The sequence below is a fragment of the Anaerococcus cruorum genome (assembly GCF_046365495.1).
Lineage (GTDB): Bacteria > Bacillota > Clostridia > Tissierellales > Peptoniphilaceae > Anaerococcus > Anaerococcus cruorum.
The window spans coordinates 405,289-427,811 of record NZ_JBGMEH010000001.1; the positions used below are offsets into that span (position 1 = coordinate 405,289).

Sequence of the window (22,523 nt, forward strand, 5' to 3'; positions counted from 1 at the left end):
TCCTTATTTAGGATATATTATACCTACTTATAATCCTAAATCGAATTTTGATAGACATTTTACCTATGCTATAATAAATAGGAAAAGAGGTGGAGAATGAAGGAATCAACAAATAGAAGAAAAACAATTGAATTTGTCGAAAGATGGATTGACAGAGGGGATGAAAAATCACACACTCAACAATTTTGGACAGATTTACTGGAAGATGTGCTAGGAGTTAGAAAAGCATCAGAGGTAATTAAATTTGAAGATAGAGTTATGCTAGAAAATACAAGCTTTATTGATGCTACCATACCGGAAACACATGTTTTAATAGAACAAAAAAGCATAAATAAAGACCTTTTAGCTTCTATAAAACAGTCAGATGGATCTTATCTAAATTCTTTTGAACAAGCTAAACGATATGCTGATAAGCTACCATATACAGATAGAGCTAGGTGGATTGTAACATGTAATTTTCAAGAATTTCATATTTATGATATGCAAAAACCTAATAATGAACCCTCAAAAATCATGCTAAAGGATTTAGCTAATGAATCATATAGGCTTAGATTTTTAATCGATAGTAAAAAAGATATTATGCCGGAAGAAAAGAAAATATCTTTAGAAGCGGGTGAAATAATTGCTAGCCTATATAATAATCTTTTACAAAAATATAACAATCCAAATGATTCGCAGACATTAATGGATCTAAACATTTTGTGTGTTAGATTAGTATTTTGTTTCTATGCTGAAGATGCGGGACTTTTTGGATCACATAATATGTTCCACGATTATCTATCCCAATTTAAAGGAGACAGCTTTAGAACAGCGCTAATCAATGTATTTAAAATTTTAAATCAGAAAGAAGATGAAAGAGATCCATATTTAGATAGTGGGTTAGCAAACTTTCCATACGTAAATGGAGGATTGTTTGAAAAATCTAACATAGAAATTCCAAGACTTGATTCAGATATTAGAGATATAATATTAAATAAAGCAAGCTTAAATTTTAATTGGTCAGAAATATCACCAACCATATTTGGGGCTGTGTTTGAATCTACTTTAAATCCTGAAACCCGCAAATCAGGTGGGATGCACTATACTTCTATTGAAAACATTCATAAAGTTATAGATCCTTTATTTTTAAATGATTTACTTGAAGAATTTGAAGAAATAAAAAATATTAAAACCCTAAAAACTAGACAAAAACAACTTAGAGGCTTACAAGATAAATTAGCTTCAATTTCATTCCTAGATCCAGCAGCAGGTTCGGGAAACTTCCTAACAGAAACATATATTTCACTAAGAAAAATAGAAAATGAAATAATAAAAGAACTTTACGGGGAACAGATAGTTTTAGGAATTGTTGATAATCCAGTAAAGGTTAACTTAAATCAATTCTATGGTATAGAAATTAATGATTTTGCAGTTACTGTTGCAAAAACAGCATTATGGATATCAGAAGCTCAAATGTTAAAAGCAACTGAAGATATTATTCATCAAGATATTAACTTCTTACCTTTAAAGTCTTACTCAAATATAGTAGATGCAAATGCTATAGATATAGAATGGACAGATGTAGTAGATATAAATAACTTAGATTACATCATAGGTAACCCTCCATTTATAGGAGGAATGAGAATGTCTGCCCAACAGAAAAAAGAGGTTAAAGAATCATTCAATAATATACCGGGATCTGGAGAAATAGATTATGTAACAGCTTGGTACAAAAAATCAGCCGAAATTATGCAGAAAAATCCAAAGATAAAAACTGCCCTTGTATCTACAAATTCTGTAAGCCAAGGCATTCATCCTGGTATATACTGGAAACATCTAGTAGATAACTACAATACTGAAATTATATTTGCTCATGATACATTTAAATGGGATAGCGAAGCCACTATGAAAGCTCAGGTACATGTAGTTATAATAGGTTTTGTAAATAAAAACAATAACTTTAATTCTAAAAAGTATTTATTTGATGATGGAAAAATTGAAATAGTTGATAAATTAAATGGATATCTAGTAGAAGCAGACGAAGTATATTTGGAAAGTAGAACGTTACCTATTTCTGATGTTCCAAGAATGAACTTTGGAAATATGCCAAGAGATGGGGGAGGATTCATATTAAGTGAAGAGGAAAAAGAAAACCTTATAATTAAAGAGCCTATTGCTGAGCAATGGATACACCCTTACCTAGGTGCTGCGGAATTTATAAACAAAAGAAAAAGATATTGTTTATGGCTTGTGGATGCAGATCCAAGTGAGCTTAAAAAGTCACCGACTGTAATGAAAAGAATAGAAGCTGTTAAAGACATGAGGGCTAGTTCTAAAGCCAAATCTACACAAAAAATGGCTCTAACACCTACAAGATTTGCGCAAATTACTCAGCCTATCGGAAAATCATTTATAATGATACCGAGGGTATCTTCTGAAAAAAGGAGATATGTACCAATGGGATTTTTGCCAGGAGATGTTATTGCAAGTGATGCATCATTAATAATACCAGATGCTAATCTCTATGAGTTTGGAGTGCTGAACTCAAATGTTCATATGGGATGGATGAGAGCTGTTGGAGGTAGACTAGAAATGAGATATAGATATTCAAAAGATATTGTCTATAACAACTTCCCATGGCCACAAGCAAGCTTAGCTCAAAAAGAAAAAATTACGAGAACAGCTCAAGCTATATTAGATGCCAGAAACAAATATCCTAATTCTTCACTAGCTGATTTATATGATATTACAATGCCAGCAGAATTAATAAATGCTCATATATTGAATAACAAAGCAGTTATGGAGGCCTATGGTTTTGACTGGCGTACTATGACTGAGTCTGAATGCGTGGCTGAGCTTATGAAAATGTACCAAGATTTGGTAAATCAAAAATAATTTTTTCTACAAGAAAACCCATAGGGATCCTATGGGTTTATTTTTATTTATTTTTCTCTTGCTCTCTTACACTCTCATCAAAGGCAGCCATTATCATCTGGTAAACTTCATCCCAATCATCTGGGTCGTTTACATCGTATTTATTCATATCTATAGCTATTTTTGGACTATAGTTATAATCTTCATACCATTTTTGGTATTCACTGTGAAGAAGCTTGAAGTAGGCTAGGTCTTTTTGGCCTTTTTCTGTGTTTTCGTCGATTTGTTCAAAGTCACGACCTCTTTTTTCAAGGTTTGATAAGAATTTTTCAAATGTTATATCAAGATATACTAAGAGGTCTGGGGCTTTTTTGGGCATATCTTCTATTTCCTCTAGCATATTGTCTAAAAGGTCCTTGTAAACGTCGTATTCTACTTGGGTTATATTACCTTCCATGAGATTTATCCTTGTAAATAGTTCATCTTCGTAGATGCTGCGGTCTAGGACGTTTTTATTATTTTTTAGGGCCTGTTTGATTAATTTAAACCTTTCGTTTAAAAAGTATATTTGAAGCAAAAATGCGTATTTTTCTTTATTATTATAATATAGAGGTAGGATGGGATTATCATCTACTGGCTCTATCATTAGGTCTGTTTTTAGCTCTTTTGCAAGTCTTGCTGATACGGTGGACTTGCCTGCTGCAATCATTCCAGCTAGTACTATCACTGCCATAGGTCTCCTTGTTTTAGATATTTGCTAAATATTTTTGATTAAAATTTTTTGGATTTAAATTTTGTTTGGTAACTAAATTTAATTTAAATATTTAGTTTATTACTTCGAATTTTGGAGGGCCGCTTTAAGGGGGTTCTGATACCCCCTCCAAAGCATCTTGCTTCGCAAGACCATTCCATGGAGGGTCCTCCATTAGCCGGACGGGCTAGTTTCAAACCACCCAACAAACTCACCCTAACGCCCCCTGCGCGGGGTGCGTTTTTTGGTAGGAATCGCTTTGCGATGTCCGTTTTTAAGGGAAAATGTAGGCTTTTTCAAAAGCCTACAAAATAATAAAAAAGAATTCGCGAAGCGAACTTCTACTGATTATTGCTCTCCGCAGGAGCAGAGGGGGTGAAATGGGTCGGGGGTCTGGGGAAGGGCCAGAGGGGCCTCTGCAGCCCCTACGGCCCTGCTCCCCAGAATTCGAAGTAATAAACTAAATTAATAATTTATTTTAAATCGAAGCAAATTTTTAATAATTAAATTTGTTTCCTAGATTAATTATTGACGATTATTTAGTTATTATTTAAATTTTGGAGAGTTCTCCCTTAGCCGGACGGGCTAGTTTCAAGCCACCCCGCAAACTTCACCCCTAAACGGCCCCTGCGCGGGGTGCGTTTTTGGTAGGAATCGCTTTGCGATGTCCGTTTTTAAGGGAAAATATAGGATTTTTTCAAAATCCTTTTTGTTTTTAATCTTTATTTAACGCTATGGTTTACTATACCTTTTTTAAGAGATTTTCAGATTGTTTTGTGGTTATATTTTTATGGATTTTTAGGCAATAAAAAATCCCCTCTATTATATATAGAGGAGATTGGTGTTTTTTCCCTAATTTTCTTCTGTTTGTTCTCCTGGGTACATTTTGCTTGACCCTGGGAACATATTTCCTAGTTCTTCAAATATTAGTCCGATATCGCCTGCTCCTGTTTCTTCTAGTTTTGTCATTGCCCTTGTGTAGGCTATATCTATGTCTTCGTTGGTCATTTGGTTTACACTTGCTGGGCTAAATTCGTAATATTGAACTAGGGTAGATTTTATGGCATCATAGTCTGTTTGACTTGATCCATACTTTTTAATTTTATTTTTCTTGCTTGTAGTTGTTGTTTCTTGATTTTCATTTGATGCTTGGCTTGTGCTTTCATTATCATCTTCTGCTTCTGCCTCTGCTTTTTCATCTTCTCCAAAGAGAATTTCTCCAGCATTTGCTATATAGTCTTCATAGTATAAGTCTATATCATCTTCATAAGCTTTATGAAAGGCATCTTGGACTGTTTTATCATCGATTGCCCATACATCATAGGATGGATAGCCCATGTCTATCATTAATTGTCTTTCATGATCAAACATACCTTTATAGTCGCCTTCTTCTGCAGCTTCTTGGTTGTATCTATTTTCTATAGAGTCTAATGGGAATTTGTTTGATAATTCTGGATATGTTTTTCCTAATTCTTGGAAAACAAAGTCTTTGGCATCCCAATATCCTGTTTCTTCGCTTAATTCGTTAGCTTTTTTAATTAATTCTTCTAGGTCACTATCAGTTAGATTTTTTACTAGGGTTGGAGAAAATTCTCCGATATTTAAAATCATATCACGCCATTTACTTAAATCACTGGCATCATTTGTTGTTTTTGTTGTGCTTTCTTTTTCTTTAGATTTTTGATTATCATCTGCCACTACATCTTTTTCTACTGGTCCATCTAGGGCTTGGGAGATGGTTTCTTCTGTAACAGCATTGTCTTTATTGGCATCTTGGCTACACGCACTTAAGGAAAGGATAAGTCCTAGTGCTAGTATAAATTTTTTATTTGTCATAAGGCCTCCTTAATTGCTTTCATTTTACTATATTTCGCTAATTTTGAATAGCTATAAGGACAATTGTAACTAAATTTTAACTAATGTAGGCAATAAATCTGATAAATTTTACAAAAATTGTAACCTTTTTGTTGCAATTACAAAAAAAATAGATTATAATAGGGTCAGTGATTATAAACAGACAGAAAATTTGTAATAATATTGTAATATAGAGTGAGGAAGAATAATGAAAAAACTAAGCAATAAGATTAATAAAACATTGTTACTTGCCTCAACATTATTTGTATCCACTGCTGTTAGTACAGCTGATAAATCATATGCTGATGAGGGGTATGACCTAAATGTTGAACCGAGCAAGTCGACTAATTTAGACAATTACGAAACCGAAACAGATAAAAATTTAGAAGCAACAAACGAAAATTCTGAAGCTAATTCTAGCGAAAATATCAACTACGACAATCAAGCTTTAACAAACGATGAATCTATCGACCAAACCCAAAGCCTTACACCACAAGAAAATACTACAGACCAACAAGACACAGATTCTATAAAATTAGAAGCTGATTTTGAAGTTGAATTAAACCCACAAGAAGAAAAAATTGAAGAAGAAGTACAAACACCATCTAGCGACAACTTAGAAGATGTAATCTACTATGACAATACCAACCTAGATGAAGCTTTAAAAGAAGACTACACACCAGCTTATAACCAACCAGTAGCAAATGAAGAAACTTCTAACCAATCAGTAAATGAAAAACAAAATCAAGCAGAAAAATCTGAAGAAGTAAAAAATACCAAAACAGTAGAAGAAAATACAACAGAAAATACAAATAATAAATCACAAGAAGCAAAAGAAGACGAAGAAGAAATCAACCAAACAAATTACTATGCTCCAAAAGGCACAGGATACTTTGTTTATGAAGGCAATTCTACAAAATATTACGAAGATAACAAGCTTGTAAAAGGCTCAAATGTTATCGTAAAAGACAAATTTTACGAAATTGATAATGAGGGTAATGCTACTAACCCAAAAACTCTTTGGGGACGTATTGGTAACAATATCTATTATATGAACGAAGAGGGCAACCTAACTAAGGGTATTGCTCAAATTAAAGACAAAAAATACTACTTTAATAACAACGGTGAATTACAAAGAAACAAAAGAATTGTAACAAGCCAGTCTCATTATGAGCTAGCTAACGATGGATCTATGACTGCACCAACTAATAGCTGGGTTACAATTAATAACAAAAAATATTACAACGACAATGATGGTAATTTATTAAAAGGTGTTGCAAGAATTGGAAATAAATCATACTATTTTGATGAAAAAGGAACCCTTACACCAAACAAAAAACTATTAGCAGGAGATAAATATTACCTAGTAGACCAAAATGGTGTGGCAACAAATGAAGCTAACCAATGGTTCACACTTGCTGGTAATACATATAGATCAGGTAATGATGGAAAAATTGTAAAGGGTGCACAAAACATAAACAATAACCTTTACGTATTTGATGGAACAGGAAAACTTGCTCAAAACACATCATCTATTTATGCTGGAAAATTCTATAAATCAGACACAAAAGGTCTAGCAACAATTGTTAAAAACTCTTGGGTAGAACTTGATGGCAAAAAATACCACACCAACGAAGCAGGTTATGTAAAAGAAGGCGTTTGGAAAATAGATAATAACTATTATTATTTCACAGCAAATGGTCTAACACCAAACCAAACTGTAACTCAAAAAGGTGTAGTTTATACAGTAGATGCTAATGGTATAGCAACAAAAGAAGACAATGTCATTCCCGGTGAAAAAAATATAGATAAAGTAATGGAATGGATGTTTGCTGCAAGAGATAAAAGAATGACTTATAATATGGGAGCTGGAAGAAATTCTGCCACACAAGCAGACTGTTCATCAGCAGTTTATAGAGCCCTTATCCATGGTGGATTCTTAAATAAAGATACTTGGGTAGGAAATACAGAAACCTTATTCCAAATGGGAGCAAAAGGTACTGTTATGTATGAAATTAGCGAGAATGAACGCCAATATGGGGATATTTTCGTAGCAGGTACTCCAGGTGGATCCATGGGAGCAGCAGGACATACAGGCTTTATCCTAAATCCACACGAAGATACAATCATTCACATGACCTATAGTAAAAATGGTGTTGCAGTAACACCTAGAAAAGGATACATGGGGGATAGCAGAGGTCTGCCTGTAAGATACTATAGATTAGTTGGAGCAAGCTCGAACGGGGCTTACTTAAATAGAAAATAATATAAATTTTTTAACACTCTAAGATATCTTAGGGTGTTTTTTTTGTGGGCAAAATTACTTTTTTATCAAAATTTTAAAGTATATTTTCCTAAAATATGTATAAAGCAAGCCTAGCAATTTTTTATCAAAAATAATAATAATAAATTTTAGCAAAGATTGAAATTTCAAATTCTTTTCTTACATTATCATAATAAAGAAATATGGAAAAATTTACATGAGTGATATTTAAATATTGATTTATTAATACTTTATAAGTATAAATATACACTGTGGCTTATAAAAAATAATAAAGACTATTGACAAAGCATTTTATTTATCATAAAATAACTGATAACAAAAAATAATGGAGGATAAGCAAAGTGAAAATGAAAAAAGTTTTTTCCTCACTAATGGCCTTAGGATTGGCAACAACCCTAGCAGCTTGTGGAGGAAATACAGATTCAGCTACAACTTCTACAGATTCTACTGAAGAAAATAAAGCAGAAGAAACAACAGATGAAAAAGTAGATGAAAATGCTGATGATAAAACAGAAGAAAATAAAGAAGACGATAAAACAGCAGAAAACGCTGAAGGCGAAGAAGATGCTGCAAGCCAAGAAGAATTAGAAAACTTTGAGGCACAAACAAGTGATGACACCCTTGTTATCGGTAGTGCAGAATTTTCTGGTGATTTCTTTGAAGGTTGGCAAAACTCTGCATACGATGTTGTAATTAGAAAATTACTAGGTATCGAAGGATCTAACGGTTTTAAAACAATGATCGTTGATGAAAATGGAGAATGGCTTGCAAACTCAGCAGTACTAGATGGTGAACCAGAAACAACAGATAACGAAGATGGTTCAAAAACCTATACCTTTAAAATCAAACCGGGTTTAAAATGGTCTGATGGAGAAGAATTGACATCTGATGACTATATCTTCTATTCATTACTATTTACTCACCCAGAATTTATGCCTTTAACAGGATCAGTAAACCCAGGGGATTTATTTGGTAAAGGCAATGAAGCTTACCACTCAGGTGAGTCTGATACCTTTGAAGCAGTAGAAAAAGTTGATGATCACACATTCAAATATACAATTGATGCTGAACAACTTCCTTACTACTACGAAAAATACCTAGCATCTAGATCAGCATTCCCAATGCATGCAGTTACTGAAAACCTAGCAGTAAGTGAAGATGGTAAAAAACTAGTGGCTAAAGATGGTTATCAACCAAGTGATGAAGAAGTTCAAAAATATAAAGATTCTGTTCAAGAACAAATCGATAGGGCAAACGAAGAGTTTAAAGAAGTAGAAGATCAAGCATCAGAAGAAGAAAAAGCTGCTCATGAAGAAAAAATAGCAGGTCTTCAAGAAAAACTTGACGGAGACGTTGACCCTACAGAACAACTTATCGAACAAGCTATGCTAAATGTATATAACGAATACAGAACAGCACCAAGTGTAGTTGCAGGACCATACAAATTTGATGAATATAATAACAATATGGTTAAACTTTCTCTAAACCCTGAATACCAAGGTAACTTTAGAGGAGAAAAAGCTACAATTCCAAACATCATCGTTCAATATGTAAACCAAAATATCGCTGTTGACTTACTAGAAAATGGTGATATAGACGTATGGCAACAAGAATCTGAAGGTGGCAAAATCGATAAGATGAAGGCAGCAGCAGATGCAGGAAAAATCAATATAAACACATTTGAAAGAAATGGTTACGGCTCACTTAACTTCTTAACAGACAGAGGAACAACTCAATATAAAGAAGTACGTCAAGCTATCGCTCACTTAATGGATAGAAACACATTCGTTCAATCATACGCAGGTGGATACGGGGTAGTAACAAACGGAGCTTATGGTCTTAGCCAATGGATGTACCAAGATAGAGGAGCTGACCTAGAAGGTAAATTAACAAACTATCAATTAAACATTGATACAGCTAACGAATTACTTGACAATTCACCATACAAATTTGAAGCAGATGGAAAAACTCCATGGGACCGTACAAAAGCTGAAGAAGCATTTAATGCTGATGCAGATGGATTTGACTACTATAGATACGATGAAAACGGTGAAAAACTTGTTGTAAACCAATATGGTTCAGAAGAATCACCAATAACAAGCTTAATGAACAGCCAACTTCCAGTAAATGCAAAACAAGCTGGTATGGAATATAACGTCACAGCTGGATCATTCCCAACCCTTCAAGAGTACTATGTATTCCCAGAAGAAGATGCAGAATATACAGCATTTTCAATGGGACAAACATTCGATGAAGTATATGACCCATGGGCTCAATACCACTCAGAGGGTAATGACAACAAATCTAGAACAAACGATCCAAAGGTAGATGAGTTGACAGTTAAATTACGTCAAACTCCACCAGAAGAAAGAGAACAATATCTAGATAACTGGGAAGAATTCCAAATTTGGTACAATGATTACCTACCACAAATCCCACTTTACTCAAACCTATACCACACAGGTTACACAACAAGGGTAGAAGGATTTGAACTAAATACACCATCATGGGGTATCGAAGACCAAATCAATGGTGTTTCACTAAAATAGTCAAATAATATTAAAACTAAATTAGCTCACAGTAGTGAGCTTTTTTAGTTTAAATTTACATATATATTATCTATAATAAAATTATTATAAAATTGACTGTATAAATATATAAAAATCAATACCTTGTTTTTTTTCTTATATTTTGCCTAAAAATGGGTGTTTTTAGTGGAAAAATGGGTCTTTTTTATTGACAAATAATCCCTGTTATATTAATATATTATTTATAAAATTGTTATTTTGGAAGTTTTTATCAATTTTTACTAACCCCTTATAGTCTATATTTAATGGGTGGGTTAATAAATTTATTTTCAATTATTTAAGAAATTTCTTTATATAACAATAGAGAAAGGAAAGTTATGTTTCGTTATATAGTAAAAAGAATTTTAAGTATGATTCCAACAGCCTTAATAATTTCTATAATGATTTTTATTTTTTCTAAAGCCATGCCTGGTGATCCTATCCAAGCTATGATGCCTCAAGGAACAGCTATGACCAAGGCCCAAGAAGAACAATTATATAAAAACTTATCAGAAAGATATGGGCTTGATAAATCATATCCAGAACAATATGTAAGATGGCTGGGTAGAACATTAAAAGGTGACTTTGGGGAATCACTTAGAGTTAAAAAACCGGTAAGAGATCACTTAAGAGAGCCTTTAAAAAATACTATCTATTTAAATATAGGTTCTACAATCTTATCTTTTGTTTTATCAATCCTTATAGGGATAAGGTCGGCTACTCATAGGGGTGGAGTTTTTGATAAGACCTTCCAGACTTTAACCTTAATTGGTATGTCTGTTCCTATATTTTTTATAGCCCTACTTTTAATTTATTTCTTTGCCTTTAAATTAGGCTGGTTACCTCCAAATGGTATGCCACGTGAAAACACCTTTGGCCAATGGGTAAGATATTTAACCTTGCCAACTATAGCACTAACTATAGGTTCTCTTGCATCCTTATCAAGATATGTAAGAAACTCTATGCTAGATGCCCTAAACCAAGATTATATTAGGACTGCGAGAAGTAAGGGTCTAAAAGAAAAAACTGTTATTTACTCACACGCTTTTAGAAATGCCCTTATTCCAGTAGTTACTGCTCTTACTTGGGCCGTGCTTGGAATGTTTTCAGGATCTGCAATTACAGAACGTATTTTTGCTTACAGAGGTATAGGAAATGAACTTATAACTGCTGTTATTGCTCAAGACTATAACGTAATTTTAGCTTTATCAATGTTTTATGCCATACTAACACTTTTAGGCAACTTGATAATGGATATAGCCTATGCGCTAGTAGATCCAAGAGTTAAATTGGAAGCTTAAGAGGTATAGGATGAATAAAACTTTTAATAAATCACTAAAATCATATACTAGATTTTTAAAATCATACCTACGCAGGGGTTTTACTTTTGCAGGTGATGTGCCAAATTTAGAAAATGAAGATAGAATACCAGAAGATGAAAGATTAGATGCTGACATAAGAGAAAATCTCAACAATCCAAATTCAAATGTCAGTGCTGGTCCTGATCCTTCTAGGGAAAATGAAAATTTAAGAGAAGAAGCAATTCTTTCTCCAGGAAAAGTTGCAGTTAAAAACTTCTTTAGAAATCCACTTGGAGTTATTGGCTTAATACTTTTTATAGCTATTATTTTAATAGTTTTTGTAGGATCAGCTATCCTACCATTTAACCAATATTATTCTCAAGGTAACCTAACAAATGTTGCTCCGGGTGGAGCTTATATGAATTATCCAAAAGAGATGGAAAAAGAGGGAACTCAAAAAATCTCAATTGGTAATACTTTTGCAGTAGGTCTTACTAAAGAAGACAATGTTTATGTTTGGGGATCAGATAACGAAGATAAAGTATTAACTATCCCTGAAGATGTAAAAAAAGGACTTAAAGGCAAAAAAGTAACCGATGTTGCAGCAGGGGATAGGCATATTCTAGTTGCTACAGATGATAATCAAATCTATGGTTGGGGAAACAATTCTTTCGAACAAACAAAGATGCCTCCAATGCAAGAAAACCAAATTAAAACTGAAGGTATAGAAAAACTTGGAGCTGGTGTTCAATATTCTGTTGTCCTTACAAAGGCAAAAAATCTTGTAGTTTGGGGATCAACCATGGCCAGCCGTCTAAACTTAATACCATCAGAAGTACAAGGGCAAGTAGAAGACTTTGATACATCACCAATCAATATGCTAGTAGCAAAAACTGATGGTACTGTACAATTACTCGGTGTTCTTGGTGCAGAAAACCAAACAACTATGCCAAAAGAACTTACAGATGGATCTGTTTTTGTAAAAAAAGTTGCACTTACCAGTTCATCTGCAGCAGCTCTTGATGATAAAGGAAAACTTTATGTTTGGGGACCAAGTAGAGACCAAATTTCTGGAGACAATGTTCCAGAATTTGAAGCACCAATTGTAGATATCCAGGGAGCAGATACAACCTTTACTGCCCTAGATGAAAATGGAAAAATTTATACTTGGGGAAAAGATAACTATGGTGAATTAAATGCACCAGATGGAGAATTTGAACAAATATATGCATCTTACTTTAACCAATATGCAGTAGGAAAAGAAGGAAATATAGAAACTTGGGGACTAAATGGTTTTAGATTTGGTTCAGATGATCAAGGTCGTGATATATTTACAAGATTAATTCACGGTGGTCGTATGACAATGATTATTTCTTTAATTTCTACAATTATCCAAATAGTTCTTGGTGTATTAATTGGTATGATTTCAGGTTTTGCAGGTGGACGTGTGGATAATATTTTAATGAGAATATCTGAAATTATTTCATCATTCCCATTTTATCCAATGCTGATATCACTTTCTGCCTTATTACCACCAGGAGCTAGCCAAACTCAAAGAATTACCATGGTAATGGTGCTTTTAGGACTATTAGGATGGACAAGTTTAGCTCGTTTAGTGCGTGGACAAATTCTTGCAGAGCGTGAACGTGATTATATTACAGCAGCTCGTGCACTAGGTGTAAAAGATTCTCAAATCATGATCAAGCACATATTACCAAATATTCTTTCTATAGTAATTGTAAATGCTACCTTAGGTTATGCAGGCAACTTACTAACAGAATCAGGTTTATCATTTTTAGGTTTTGGTGTTCAAGAGCCAACTCCTTCATGGGGTAATATGCTATCAGCAGCCCAAAGTTCAGATGTACTAAATATTTATTGGTGGAGATGGGTATTCCCAGCCCTTGCAGTATTTTTAGTATCATTTTCTGTAAACTTAATTGGTGATGCTATAAGAGATGCCATAGACCCTAGAGCAAATGAGAGATAGAGGAAAATAATGAGTTTATTAGAAATTAACAACCTCCACACATATTTCTCCACAAGAAAAGGCCTCATCAAAGCTGTAAATGGAGTTTCTTTTACAGTTGATGAGGGTAAAACCCTAGGTCTTGTAGGAGAGTCTGGTTCAGGTAAAAGTCAAACTGCTATGAGTATTTTGCAATTATTTGAGCCAAACCAAAAAATATATAACGGAGAAATCATATATAAGGGTGAGAATTTAGTAAATTATAATAGAAGTCAAATGGAAAAAATTAGAGGAAATGATATATCTATGATTTTCCAAGAGCCAATGAGTTCTCTAAACCCAGTCTTTACAGTAGAAAGACAAATTTCAGAAGTTTTGATGCTTCATAGAAATATGAACAAAGAGCAAGCGGCAAAAAGATGTGAAGAACTATTAGCTTCTGTAAAAATCCCAAACCCCCATGTAGTTGCTAAACAATATCCTTTTGAACTTTCAGGTGGGATGAATCAAAGGGTAATGATTGCTATGGCACTTGCTTGTGAGCCGAAATTATTAATCGCAGATGAGCCAACAACAGCTCTTGATGTAACTATCCAAGCGCAAATTTTAAGGTTGATGAATGATTTAAAACATAGACTTAATACTTCTATTTTATTTATCACCCACGACCTTGGAGTTATCAACCAAATGGCGGATGAAGTTGCAGTTATGTATTCTGGGCAAATTGTAGAACAATCACCAGTAGAATTTATCTTTAAACACGATATCACTGACTACAACCATCCATATACAGTAGCACTTTTAAATTCCATCCCATCAATTACAAGTGATAAAAACCAAAGATTAGATATAATTCCAGGATCTGTACCACACCCACTAAATCTACCAAAGGGATGTAAATTTGCAGATAGATGTAAGTTTGCGACAGAAAAATGTGTAAACGAAATGCCGGAACTAGTATCAGTTAATGAGCACCAAAGAATTAGATGTCATTATCCAAATAGAAAGGAAAGAGAAGATGGAAAATACTAATGATAAAAAGGTCTTATTTAAGATAAGAAACCTTAAAAAATATTTCCCTCTTAAGAAAAAAGGTCTTTTTAATAAGGGACCAGGTTCCTATGTTCATGCCAACGAATCAATTTCTATTGACATCTACGAGGGTGAAACACTGGGACTTGTAGGAGAGTCCGGATGTGGTAAATCTACATTTGGTAGAACACTTTTACAAATCTATGATCAAACAGAGGGAACAACGCTATACTACGGCAAAACTTTAGAAGATGTTGCTCCAGCATATATGGGAACTATGATAAAAAATATCCCTAGCCAGTTTCCAAGCTATGCAACTGCCAATGATGAGCTAAATGCTATCTATAATGAGCTAGAAAATGCAGCTGATGATGAAGCACGTGCAGCAGCAAACGAAAAGGCTATGTTTAAACGCCGTGAGATAGAAGAAAAATATCTAAATATGATAAGAATTGCCGGAGGACTTTTAGTAAGTGAAGATTTAAATAAAGTCCAATCTTTATTAGATGACTACTACAAAAGCCTAAAAGAGCGTGCAAAAGTTATCAATGACATAGAAGTTTTTGAGCAAAAACTTCAAATGAGATCTAGACAATGGGATGAGTATTACGACCACCGTGATAACGACCCAAGATACAAAGAATTAATTGCAAAAAGAGCTGAACTTTCAAAAGTAGTAGGCGAAAAATATAACAATATCGAAGAATATAGAGATACTCTAAAAGATAAAGAAGGCTTTGAAGAATTAGAAAGTCAAAGAGATAATGGTATTGATTTATCAGAACTAAATGATGATGAAATGCGTGAGATGAGAAAAGACCTACAAATGATATTCCAAGACCCATATGGATCCTTAGATACCAAAATGACAGTTGGAAATATCATCGGTGAAGGTGTGCTTGGCCATGATTTATTTAAATCAAGAAAAGATGATGGATACAATGAATATATCCAAGAAACTATGGAAAAATGTGGTCTTGCTCCATACTTCTTACACAGATATCCTCACCAATTCTCAGGTGGACAAAGACAAAGAATCGGTATTGCAAGAGCTCTTGCCCTAAAACCAAGTTTTATAGTTTGTGATGAGGCAGTATCTGCCCTTGACGTATCAATCCAATCTCAAATTATAAACTTATTACAAGACTTAAAAGATCAAAACAACCTAACCTACTTATTTATCACCCACGACCTTTCAGTTGTAAAATACATTTCTGACCGTATCGGGGTAATGTACCTAGGAGTTTTGGTAGAACTTGCAAGTACAGAGCAAATATTTGACAATCCATCCCACCCATATACCCAAGCCCTATTACAAGCAATCCCTAGAACAGATGTGGACCAAGGTCAAGAACTGCAAACAATCGAGGGAGATATTCCTTCAGCAGTAAATCCTCCAACAGGATGTCGTTTCCACACTAGATGCCAATATGCTATGGATATATGTAAAACTTACCAACCACAACTTAAAGACTATGGTAACGGCCACTATGTAGCCTGCCACCTTATGGAAGTAAGTGAAGAAGAAAAGCAAAAAGCTTATGAAAAAAATCAAGCTTTAAAAAATAAAGAAGAGCACGATTTAGAAGAAATGAGTGCTCTATGAAAAAACCCATAGATAGGTTTAGCGGCAAAAACGCAGATGAAATCTATGAAAAAGAAAACTTGCTAGATGAAGATAATCTAGAAAAAGATGATAGGCTAGCAATGTTTCTAGCAGCGATGAAGGTATTTTTACCAGGCTTATTAATAGTCATAGTGCCTTTGTTGTTAGTTGCGATACTATTATAAAAAGAAAGATGAGATGTTAATCTCATCTTTTTTTGGTTATAAATAGAAAGGATAATATATTATACATAATTAAATAAAAGGAGCAAAAGGTGTTTAAAATTAATAATTTTATAGATAATGATGACATAATGATAACTGACCAGAAAGGAGCTTTCAGGGTTGCTGAATATAAAAGAGACCTATCAGTAACCAAAGAAACTGCTCAAAAAGAATATTTTGCCGCTCAAATGGGTGTTAGGCTTAAACAACTAGTTTGTGATTTGTCTATAAATCCAGTTACCCTCCAGCAAGGGGCCATGCAATGGATGGCTGGTGATGTAAATGCTGGTACAGGTATCAAGGGTGTGGGAGATTTTTTTAGCAAGAGTCTAAGGTCATCTGTAACTAATGAATCTGCCATAAAACCAGAATATCACGGAACAGGCATGGTTGTTTTAGAGCCTACATATAAATACATAATCCTACTTGATGTGGCAAATTGGAATGGTGGCATAGTTTTAGAAGATGGATATTTCTTAGCTTGCGAATCATCCTTACAACACAAAACTGTAGCTAGATCTTCAATTTCATCAACAGTTGCTGGTGGGGAAGGCTTATTTAACCTAGGTTTATCTGGAGAGGGAGTAGTAGCCCTAGAGTCTCCAGTAGCTCGTAATGAGCTTATAGAGGTAGAATTAGAAGATGATGAATTAAGAATAGATGGGTCATTTGCAGTAGCTTGGTCTTCATCTCTAAAATTTACAGTAGAAAGAACAACCAAGTCATTAATAGGATCTGCAGCTAGTGGCGAAGGTCTTGTAAATGTATATAGGGGAACTGGCAAAGTTTTAATGGCTCCTGTGGACTTATAAATAAAGAAAATTCTTCTCATATAAGATAGAAGATGCGACTTTTAGAGATAAAAATATAGGAGAAACAATGGGAACATTAGAAAGAATAGAAAAGAACTTAAAGGACTTTGCTGCCTTTAGCGCAAGCCCAGATAAGGGGTGTTCTAGGATTGCATTTTCAAAAGAAACTAAACAAGCTGGGATGAAGCTAAAAGAACTAATGGAAGATGCAAATCTTACAGTTTTTGAAGATGGAGTAGGCAATATTTTTGGAATAAGAAAGGGAAAAGATTCCGAAAAATCAGCCATCCTTTGTGGGTCCCACTATGATTCTGTTTTCAATGGTGGTAATTTTGATGGTATAGCTGGTGTTATGGCAGCTATTGAAATTGCCAAATTGCTTGATGAAAATGATATAAGCTTAGATAGGAGTTATATAGTTTCAGCCTTTATGGATGAGGAAGGAACAAGGTTTGGTAATGGTTGCTTTGGATCCAGGGCCATAGTAGGTGAAGTAGATGATGATGAGATAAATAATTTTACAGATAGGGATGGTATTTCTATTCGTAAGGCTATGACTTCCTATGGCCTAAATCCGGATGATATCAAATCAGTTATATGGGATAAAGACCGCATAGGAACTTTCCTAGAGCTTCACATAGAGCAAGGGCCAGTTCTAGATCAAAAAAATATTGACCTTGGTATTGTAAATGGGATTGTGGGTGTTGAAAGATATATGATTACAGTAAAAGGTCGAGCTGACCATGCTGGAACCACCCCAATGGATATGAGAAAAGATGCTGTTGATATTGCTGCTAAGCTTATTTCTAAACTTCCTGACTTTGCCAACGAGGCAGGTGGTGGGACTGTTGTAACAACTGGCCTTATCAATGTAAAGCCAGGTGGGATGAATATAGTTGCATCAGAAGTTGAATTTTCTGTTGATATTAGGTCAATTGATAAGGATGTGGTAAGTGAAGTTTATGGCAAAATTGCAAGTCTTTTAGACCAACTGACTAAGGAAGTAGGTGCATCCTGGGAGGTTCAAAAGACTTTGGATGCAGAAGTTACTATGATGGATGAAGACTTGATTGATAAGCTAGTGGGATATGCCAATGATAGGGGATATTCTAACATTACCATGCCATCAGGAGCAGGTCACGATGCTATGATATTAGGCAAGTACAAACCTACTGCCATGGTTTTTGTCCCAAGTGTAAATGGCAGAAGCCACAGTCCAGAAGAATTTACACCATATGAATATTTTGAAAAAGCAATCAATGTCCTATACGATTTGATAGTAAATCTAAACTAAAGTTTCTTAGTTAAAGAGTCCTATAAATAAGTCATCTAGCAGAATCTGTAGCTAGGGGAAAAGTTTTAATGACTCCTGTAGACTTATAACTTATCTTTGGGTATCTATATTGTAGCAAAGGAGTATGATATGGATTTAAAAATAAAAGATATATGGAATAAAAATGGACATTTGGCAGTAGATCACTGGGGTGTTTTAAAAAGTGAGCCCTTAGATGCTGATTTATCAAGTATAGAAAATTTTAAGGAATTTCTAATCGGCCAATACGGTTGGGATGAGAAAACTGCAGAAGAAGAATTAAAATGGTTTTCAGATTTTTCTAGAAGCTTTGAAAGTGAATAAATAAAAAATCGCTAAGGATAAAAACTTAGCGATTTTTTTATTTTAATTAAATATACCTATAAAGAAGTCACCTAGTAGGGCTGAGATTAAAAATGTCCCTATGATTACAAAAATAGAAACTATCACTCCTTTTATCCCAACTGACTTAAATGCTCCCCAGTCCTTACCGATTATAACACCGGCATAGGCTAGGATTGGTGTAATGATTGCATTGATATTTAGCTTATCAACACTTGTTATCACAAAATCAGATATTGGTGAGATTGGGCTTGCAAGTAGGATTGCAATAATTGATATCCAAAGTACCGCTGAAACTTTTTTAAGGGGTACTACATAAGATAAAAAGTATCCTACAACAGTTATAGCTGATAAAACTAAGATACCAGGCAGTGAATTGCCTAGACTCTCATAGCCTACCATATTTGAAACAGTACAAGCTATTATTGTAAACAATAGGGCTATTAATATGGATGGAAAATCAGTTTTAAACTTCTGCATTTTTTCCTCCTCTTAGTTTATCAAGTCTCTTATATAAAAATTCTGTAATAGGTAGTCCTAAAAATATTCCAAGTGGCAGAGCAATTACACTAGAAATGAGGTTTGAAAGTCCTGCAAAGGCTGTCATTTCTGCCTCAAATTGTGGATAGTTTGCAATTAGGGCAGAAAGTCCTGCAGTCATCATAGATGCAGATCCTGCTCCAGTACCCATGGCTGCTGCCTGTGGGCTAACTATGCCTAGAGAAATAGTAATTGATGTGATGATACTTAAAATTATTGGTCCTAAGATTGTTCCTATAATGTAAACTGCCATTACACCCCTAAATTCTGGAGATTGGGCCCCATAAGTATCTTGGATAAGACCTACGTTTGATTCCCTACTTAGGGCGTGGCACATACCGACAGATTCTCTTTTTAGGCCAAGAAGCATAGCAATTGGTAGGGAAATAAGAATTGTGCCAAGGTTACCAAAGTTTTGTAAAACAAGGGCAAGGCCTGCTTCTTTTATAGCTTCCAGTTGTGATCCACTAGCAACTCCTAGTTTTGCAATTAAAATTGCAAGCATAATACTCATCATAGAGTTAGCTGCAGGAGCATCCTTTTCGCTTAATGTTTTAATGGGTGACTTATAGACTGCAAATGATAAAATCATTGCCCAAATCAGGGGAGAGAATACTATTGTTATTCCCCCGATATTTAAGTTTTTTGGACCGATAAGGATGCTTATAATAGCCAAAATCAGGACTGTAATATGCATACCTAGGTCATCTTTTATTTTAAATTTGTGCATAAATCTTTCCTATTTTAAAATTTCAAAGGCAGAAGATATAAAGGCTGCAACTCCCTTATAGAATAGGGACTCATCTAGGTTAAACTTAGAGTTGTGGTTTGGATAGCAAACCCCATCTGAGTGTTCTGTTAGGTTTGATAAAAACATAAAGCAGCCTGGTACTTCTTTTTGGTAAAAGGCCATATCTTCTCCACCCATAACTGGTTTTCTAAGTTCAAAAACATCTTCTGGTAGGATCTCACTAACAATATTTCTAATTTGACCAGTAAATTCTGGGTCATTATTTAAAACTGGGTAAAATCTTTCGTAATTTACATCAGCAGATCCGCCATAAGTTTTTGCAATGCCTTCTGAAATTTCAATTACTCTTTTTTCTACAATATCCCTTACGTCTTCACTAAGAGATCTTGCTGTTCCCATCATTTCTACCTTATCTGGGATGATGTTTTGAGTAAAACCACCGTTGATTTTGCAAACTGAAACTAGGGCGCTATCAACTGGAGCTATTTCTCTTGAAATAATTTTTTGTAAACCAAGTAATATCTCTCCAGAAATAACTATTGGGTCAATAGCTAGGTGTGGGCTTGCCCCGTGGCCGCCTTTTCCATTTACTTCTATAGTAAACTTATCCATAGCAGCCATCATTTCGTTATCTTTAAAGGCAATAGATCCACGTGGGATTTCTGCTAGGTGGCCTCCGTGCATACCGATTATAAAGTCAACTTTTGGGTTTTCTAAAACTCCTTCTTCAATCATTGGTTTTGCACCACCTGGGATTTCTTCACCTGGTTGGAAGATAAATTTAACAGAGCCTTTTAATTTATCCTTGTTTTCATTTAAAATTTTTGCGGCAGTTAAAGCAATAGCTGTGTGAGAATCATGCCCACAAGCGTGCATTTTGCCTGGGTGGGTAGATGCAAATTCTAGTCCTGTTTCTTCTGCAACAGGTAGTGCATCCATATCAGCTCTAATAGCAAGACATTTACCAGGTTCACTTCCTTCTATAAGAACAGATAAGCCGTTACCATTTACGTATTCTTTGTAGCTTAAGCCAAAGTCATCTAGCTTTGATTTTACATAGGCAACAGTTTTTGGTAATTCTAATTCCAATTCAGGAATTTTATGTAACTCGCGTCTCATTTCTATACAAAGGTCTTCATTATCCCTTGCAAGTTTTATGTAATCCATAATAACCTCCTATAAATTAAATTATAGTTAAATTATAAGTTTTTGTAATTTTATTGTCAAATAGTTTAGTCGTGCAAAATTAAAATATAAAATTAACTTTTTTAGGAAAACGATGTTTAGAAATAAAATTGCTGGGTATTATATTAATAAGAAAATATATTTTCAACTAGAAAGATAGGAGGATAGTCCAATGGAAAGAGAACACGATTTTGAACTTTATTTTAAGCCAGATTGTCCATATTCATTAAAGGTGTTAAATTTCTTTAGAGATAATAACATCATCAAATTCCAATCTTATAACATAGAAGATGCAACCTGCGGCGAGGAAAATGCTCGTAAATTAGAAGAAGTCGGAGGCAAGGTACAAGTACCATGTCTAGTTATAGATGGTGAAGCTATGTATGAATCTGACGATATAATTGAATATGCTAAGGAAAATCTTCTTTAATAAAAATATTAGATATTGAAATAAATATAATAGCAGCCCGCTTTGAAACTTTGAGAGAAAAAGTGAGTATCCTACTCCAGTTTCAAAATTTGCTTATAATAAGAGTAATTAAAGAAATTTACTTTTAACCAACCACTAAACCCAAGTTTTTAAGATTATTTAAGATAAACTTTAAAAAATCGCAAGACCTAGGAACAGACCAGACGATTTTAGAAAGTTTAGTCAAGGATAATTTTATTGCAAGCTTGGGTTTTTTATTTGTTATTTTACACAAAAAAACAAGCCCTAGGGCTTGTAGTTATATTTTAGTCTATTGTTTCATAATTTACATCATCTATGATTTCGCTTTTTTCCTTTTCCATTACATAATCAGGAATCATCTTGTTTGCGATAGCAAATAATACTGTCATTACAAGGGCATCGTCAAACCATCCTAAAAATGGAATAGCATCGACAACCATATCTGCAGGTAGGATTGCATAGGCAATAGCAACAATAACTGAGATTTTTGCTGGAATAGGTGTATTTTTATTTTTTAAAGCTTTAAAAAAAGCTGGGATTGAAGTTCTAAGTCTGTTTAATTTGTTCATTGAAACCCCTTTCTTAAAATAGGTTTTAATAAAATTTAATTACACTTATATTATACTTGATAATATTAAAAGTCAAGTTAATTATTGTTAAATTTACTTATTTAATTAGGATTTAGTATA

At 34.1% G+C, this 22,523-nt stretch carries 18 protein-coding genes; 12 read left to right on the top strand and 6 right to left on the bottom strand.

Going from position 1 to position 22,523, the window contains the following annotated elements:
- Window positions 1-96: 96 nt before the first annotated feature.
- Window positions 97-2,874 carry a type IIL restriction-modification enzyme MmeI gene (locus ACCQ40_RS01990; RefSeq protein ID WP_410032391.1) on the top strand — a complete coding sequence of 926 codons (2,778 nt, stop codon included), beginning with the start codon at window positions 97-99 and terminating at the stop codon, window positions 2,872-2,874.
- 43 nt (window positions 2,875-2,917) lie between these two features.
- Here the strand turns inward: ACCQ40_RS01990 and ACCQ40_RS01995 are convergent, their stop codons facing one another.
- Window positions 2,918-3,586 (bottom strand): deoxynucleoside kinase, encoded by a 669-nt coding sequence (locus ACCQ40_RS01995; protein WP_410032392.1) that lies wholly within the window; start codon window positions 3,584-3,586, stop codon window positions 2,918-2,920.
- An 870-nt stretch (window positions 3,587-4,456) separates the two neighbouring features.
- Complete coding sequence (locus tag ACCQ40_RS02000) at window positions 4,457-5,440, bottom strand: hypothetical protein (RefSeq protein ID WP_410032393.1); 984 nt, start codon at window positions 5,438-5,440, stop codon at window positions 4,457-4,459.
- Window positions 5,441-5,666: 226 nt separating this feature from the next.
- On the opposite strand from ACCQ40_RS02000, the gene ACCQ40_RS02005 reads away from it, so the two are divergent.
- The 10 genes from ACCQ40_RS02005 to ACCQ40_RS02050 all read left to right on the top strand — a co-directional run bounded on the left by ACCQ40_RS02005 (window position 5,667) and on the right by ACCQ40_RS02050 (window position 18,889).
- The gene (locus ACCQ40_RS02005; protein WP_410032394.1) at window positions 5,667-7,724 is read left to right on the top strand and encodes a peptidoglycan amidohydrolase family protein; all 2,058 of its coding nucleotides are present in this window, start codon (window positions 5,667-5,669) and stop codon (window positions 7,722-7,724) included.
- A gap of 359 nt (window positions 7,725-8,083) precedes the next feature.
- A complete protein-coding gene (locus ACCQ40_RS02010) occupies window positions 8,084-10,291 on the top strand; it encodes an ABC transporter substrate-binding protein (RefSeq protein WP_463049199.1) in 2,208 nt (735 codons plus the stop codon).
- 356 nt (window positions 10,292-10,647) lie between these two features.
- Window positions 10,648-11,610, top strand: coding sequence for an ABC transporter permease (locus ACCQ40_RS02015; RefSeq protein WP_394010810.1), 963 nt, complete (start codon window positions 10,648-10,650; stop codon window positions 11,608-11,610).
- Window positions 11,611-11,620: 10 nt separating this feature from the next.
- Complete coding sequence (locus ACCQ40_RS02020; protein ID WP_410032396.1) at window positions 11,621-13,600, top strand: ABC transporter permease subunit; 1,980 nt, start codon at window positions 11,621-11,623, stop codon at window positions 13,598-13,600.
- A 9-nt stretch (window positions 13,601-13,609) separates the two neighbouring features.
- Window positions 13,610-14,611 (top strand): ABC transporter ATP-binding protein, encoded by a 1,002-nt coding sequence (locus tag ACCQ40_RS02025; protein ID WP_394010812.1) that lies wholly within the window; start codon window positions 13,610-13,612, stop codon window positions 14,609-14,611.
- The gene (locus ACCQ40_RS02030) at window positions 14,598-16,217 is read left to right on the top strand and encodes an ABC transporter ATP-binding protein (protein ID WP_410032397.1); all 1,620 of its coding nucleotides are present in this window, start codon (window positions 14,598-14,600) and stop codon (window positions 16,215-16,217) included. Before ACCQ40_RS02025 ends, ACCQ40_RS02030 begins: the two co-directional genes overlap by 14 nt.
- Window positions 16,214-16,402, top strand: coding sequence for a hypothetical protein (locus ACCQ40_RS02035; protein WP_394010813.1), 189 nt, complete (start codon window positions 16,214-16,216; stop codon window positions 16,400-16,402). The genes ACCQ40_RS02030 and ACCQ40_RS02035 overlap by 4 nt, the downstream gene beginning before the upstream one ends.
- 89 nt (window positions 16,403-16,491) lie before the next feature.
- Window positions 16,492-17,253 carry an AIM24 family protein gene (locus ACCQ40_RS02040; RefSeq protein WP_394010814.1) on the top strand — a complete coding sequence of 254 codons (762 nt, stop codon included), beginning with the start codon at window positions 16,492-16,494 and terminating at the stop codon, window positions 17,251-17,253.
- Window positions 17,254-17,320: 67 nt separating this feature from the next.
- Window positions 17,321-18,547, top strand: a complete 1,227-nt coding sequence (locus ACCQ40_RS02045) for a M20 family metallo-hydrolase (RefSeq protein WP_394010815.1) — start codon at window positions 17,321-17,323, stop codon at window positions 18,545-18,547.
- Window positions 18,548-18,676: 129 nt separating this feature from the next.
- Window positions 18,677-18,889 carry a hypothetical protein gene (locus ACCQ40_RS02050; protein WP_410032398.1) on the top strand — a complete coding sequence of 71 codons (213 nt, stop codon included), beginning with the start codon at window positions 18,677-18,679 and terminating at the stop codon, window positions 18,887-18,889.
- A gap of 42 nt (window positions 18,890-18,931) precedes the next feature.
- On the opposite strand, the gene ACCQ40_RS02055 is transcribed toward ACCQ40_RS02050, so the two are convergent.
- The 3 genes from ACCQ40_RS02055 to ACCQ40_RS02065 are packed head-to-tail and all read right to left on the bottom strand — an operon-like array spanning window position 18,932 to window position 21,365.
- Entirely contained in the window at window positions 18,932-19,387 is a 456-nt protein-coding gene (locus tag ACCQ40_RS02055; protein WP_410032399.1) for a hypothetical protein, read from the bottom strand.
- Window positions 19,374-20,177 (bottom strand): DUF3100 domain-containing protein, encoded by an 804-nt coding sequence (locus ACCQ40_RS02060; protein WP_410032400.1) that lies wholly within the window; start codon window positions 20,175-20,177, stop codon window positions 19,374-19,376. Before ACCQ40_RS02060 ends, ACCQ40_RS02055 begins: the two co-directional genes overlap by 14 nt.
- 9 nt (window positions 20,178-20,186) lie before the next feature.
- Window positions 20,187-21,365 carry a M20 metallopeptidase family protein gene (locus ACCQ40_RS02065; RefSeq protein WP_410032401.1) on the bottom strand — a complete coding sequence of 393 codons (1,179 nt, stop codon included), beginning with the start codon at window positions 21,363-21,365 and terminating at the stop codon, window positions 20,187-20,189.
- Window positions 21,366-21,555: 190 nt separating this feature from the next.
- Here ACCQ40_RS02065 and ACCQ40_RS02070 point away from each other — a divergent pair, with 190 nt between their 5' ends.
- Complete coding sequence (locus tag ACCQ40_RS02070) at window positions 21,556-21,813, top strand: glutaredoxin family protein (protein ID WP_394010820.1); 258 nt, start codon at window positions 21,556-21,558, stop codon at window positions 21,811-21,813.
- Window positions 21,814-22,118: 305 nt separating this feature from the next.
- Here the strand turns inward: ACCQ40_RS02070 and ACCQ40_RS02075 are convergent, their stop codons facing one another.
- Entirely contained in the window at window positions 22,119-22,403 is a 285-nt protein-coding gene (locus ACCQ40_RS02075) for a YkvA family protein (RefSeq protein WP_394019417.1), read from the bottom strand.
- Window positions 22,404-22,523: the final 120 nt, after the last annotated feature.

Coding starts and splice junctions, on each gene's coding strand:
- ACCQ40_RS01990 (WP_410032391.1), top strand. CDS start 97: ATGAAGGAATCAACAAATAGAAGAAAAACAATTGAATTTGTCGAAAGA.
- ACCQ40_RS01995 (WP_410032392.1), bottom strand. CDS start 3,586: ATGGCAGTGATAGTACTAGCTGGAATGATTGCAGCAGGCAAGTCCACC.
- ACCQ40_RS02000 (WP_410032393.1), bottom strand. CDS start 5,440: ATGACAAATAAAAAATTTATACTAGCACTAGGACTTATCCTTTCCTTA.
- ACCQ40_RS02005 (WP_410032394.1), top strand. CDS start 5,667: ATGAAAAAACTAAGCAATAAGATTAATAAAACATTGTTACTTGCCTCA.
- ACCQ40_RS02015 (WP_394010810.1), top strand. CDS start 10,648: ATGTTTCGTTATATAGTAAAAAGAATTTTAAGTATGATTCCAACAGCC.
- ACCQ40_RS02020 (WP_410032396.1), top strand. CDS start 11,621: ATGAATAAAACTTTTAATAAATCACTAAAATCATATACTAGATTTTTA.
- ACCQ40_RS02025 (WP_394010812.1), top strand. CDS start 13,610: ATGAGTTTATTAGAAATTAACAACCTCCACACATATTTCTCCACAAGA.
- ACCQ40_RS02030 (WP_410032397.1), top strand. CDS start 14,598: ATGGAAAATACTAATGATAAAAAGGTCTTATTTAAGATAAGAAACCTT.
- ACCQ40_RS02035 (WP_394010813.1), top strand. CDS start 16,214: ATGAAAAAACCCATAGATAGGTTTAGCGGCAAAAACGCAGATGAAATC.
- ACCQ40_RS02045 (WP_394010815.1), top strand. CDS start 17,321: ATGGGAACATTAGAAAGAATAGAAAAGAACTTAAAGGACTTTGCTGCC.
- ACCQ40_RS02050 (WP_410032398.1), top strand. CDS start 18,677: ATGGATTTAAAAATAAAAGATATATGGAATAAAAATGGACATTTGGCA.
- ACCQ40_RS02055 (WP_410032399.1), bottom strand. CDS start 19,387: ATGCAGAAGTTTAAAACTGATTTTCCATCCATATTAATAGCCCTATTG.
- ACCQ40_RS02060 (WP_410032400.1), bottom strand. CDS start 20,177: ATGCACAAATTTAAAATAAAAGATGACCTAGGTATGCATATTACAGTC.
- ACCQ40_RS02065 (WP_410032401.1), bottom strand. CDS start 21,365: ATGGATTACATAAAACTTGCAAGGGATAATGAAGACCTTTGTATAGAA.
- ACCQ40_RS02070 (WP_394010820.1), top strand. CDS start 21,556: ATGGAAAGAGAACACGATTTTGAACTTTATTTTAAGCCAGATTGTCCA.
- ACCQ40_RS02075 (WP_394019417.1), bottom strand. CDS start 22,403: ATGAACAAATTAAACAGACTTAGAACTTCAATCCCAGCTTTTTTTAAA.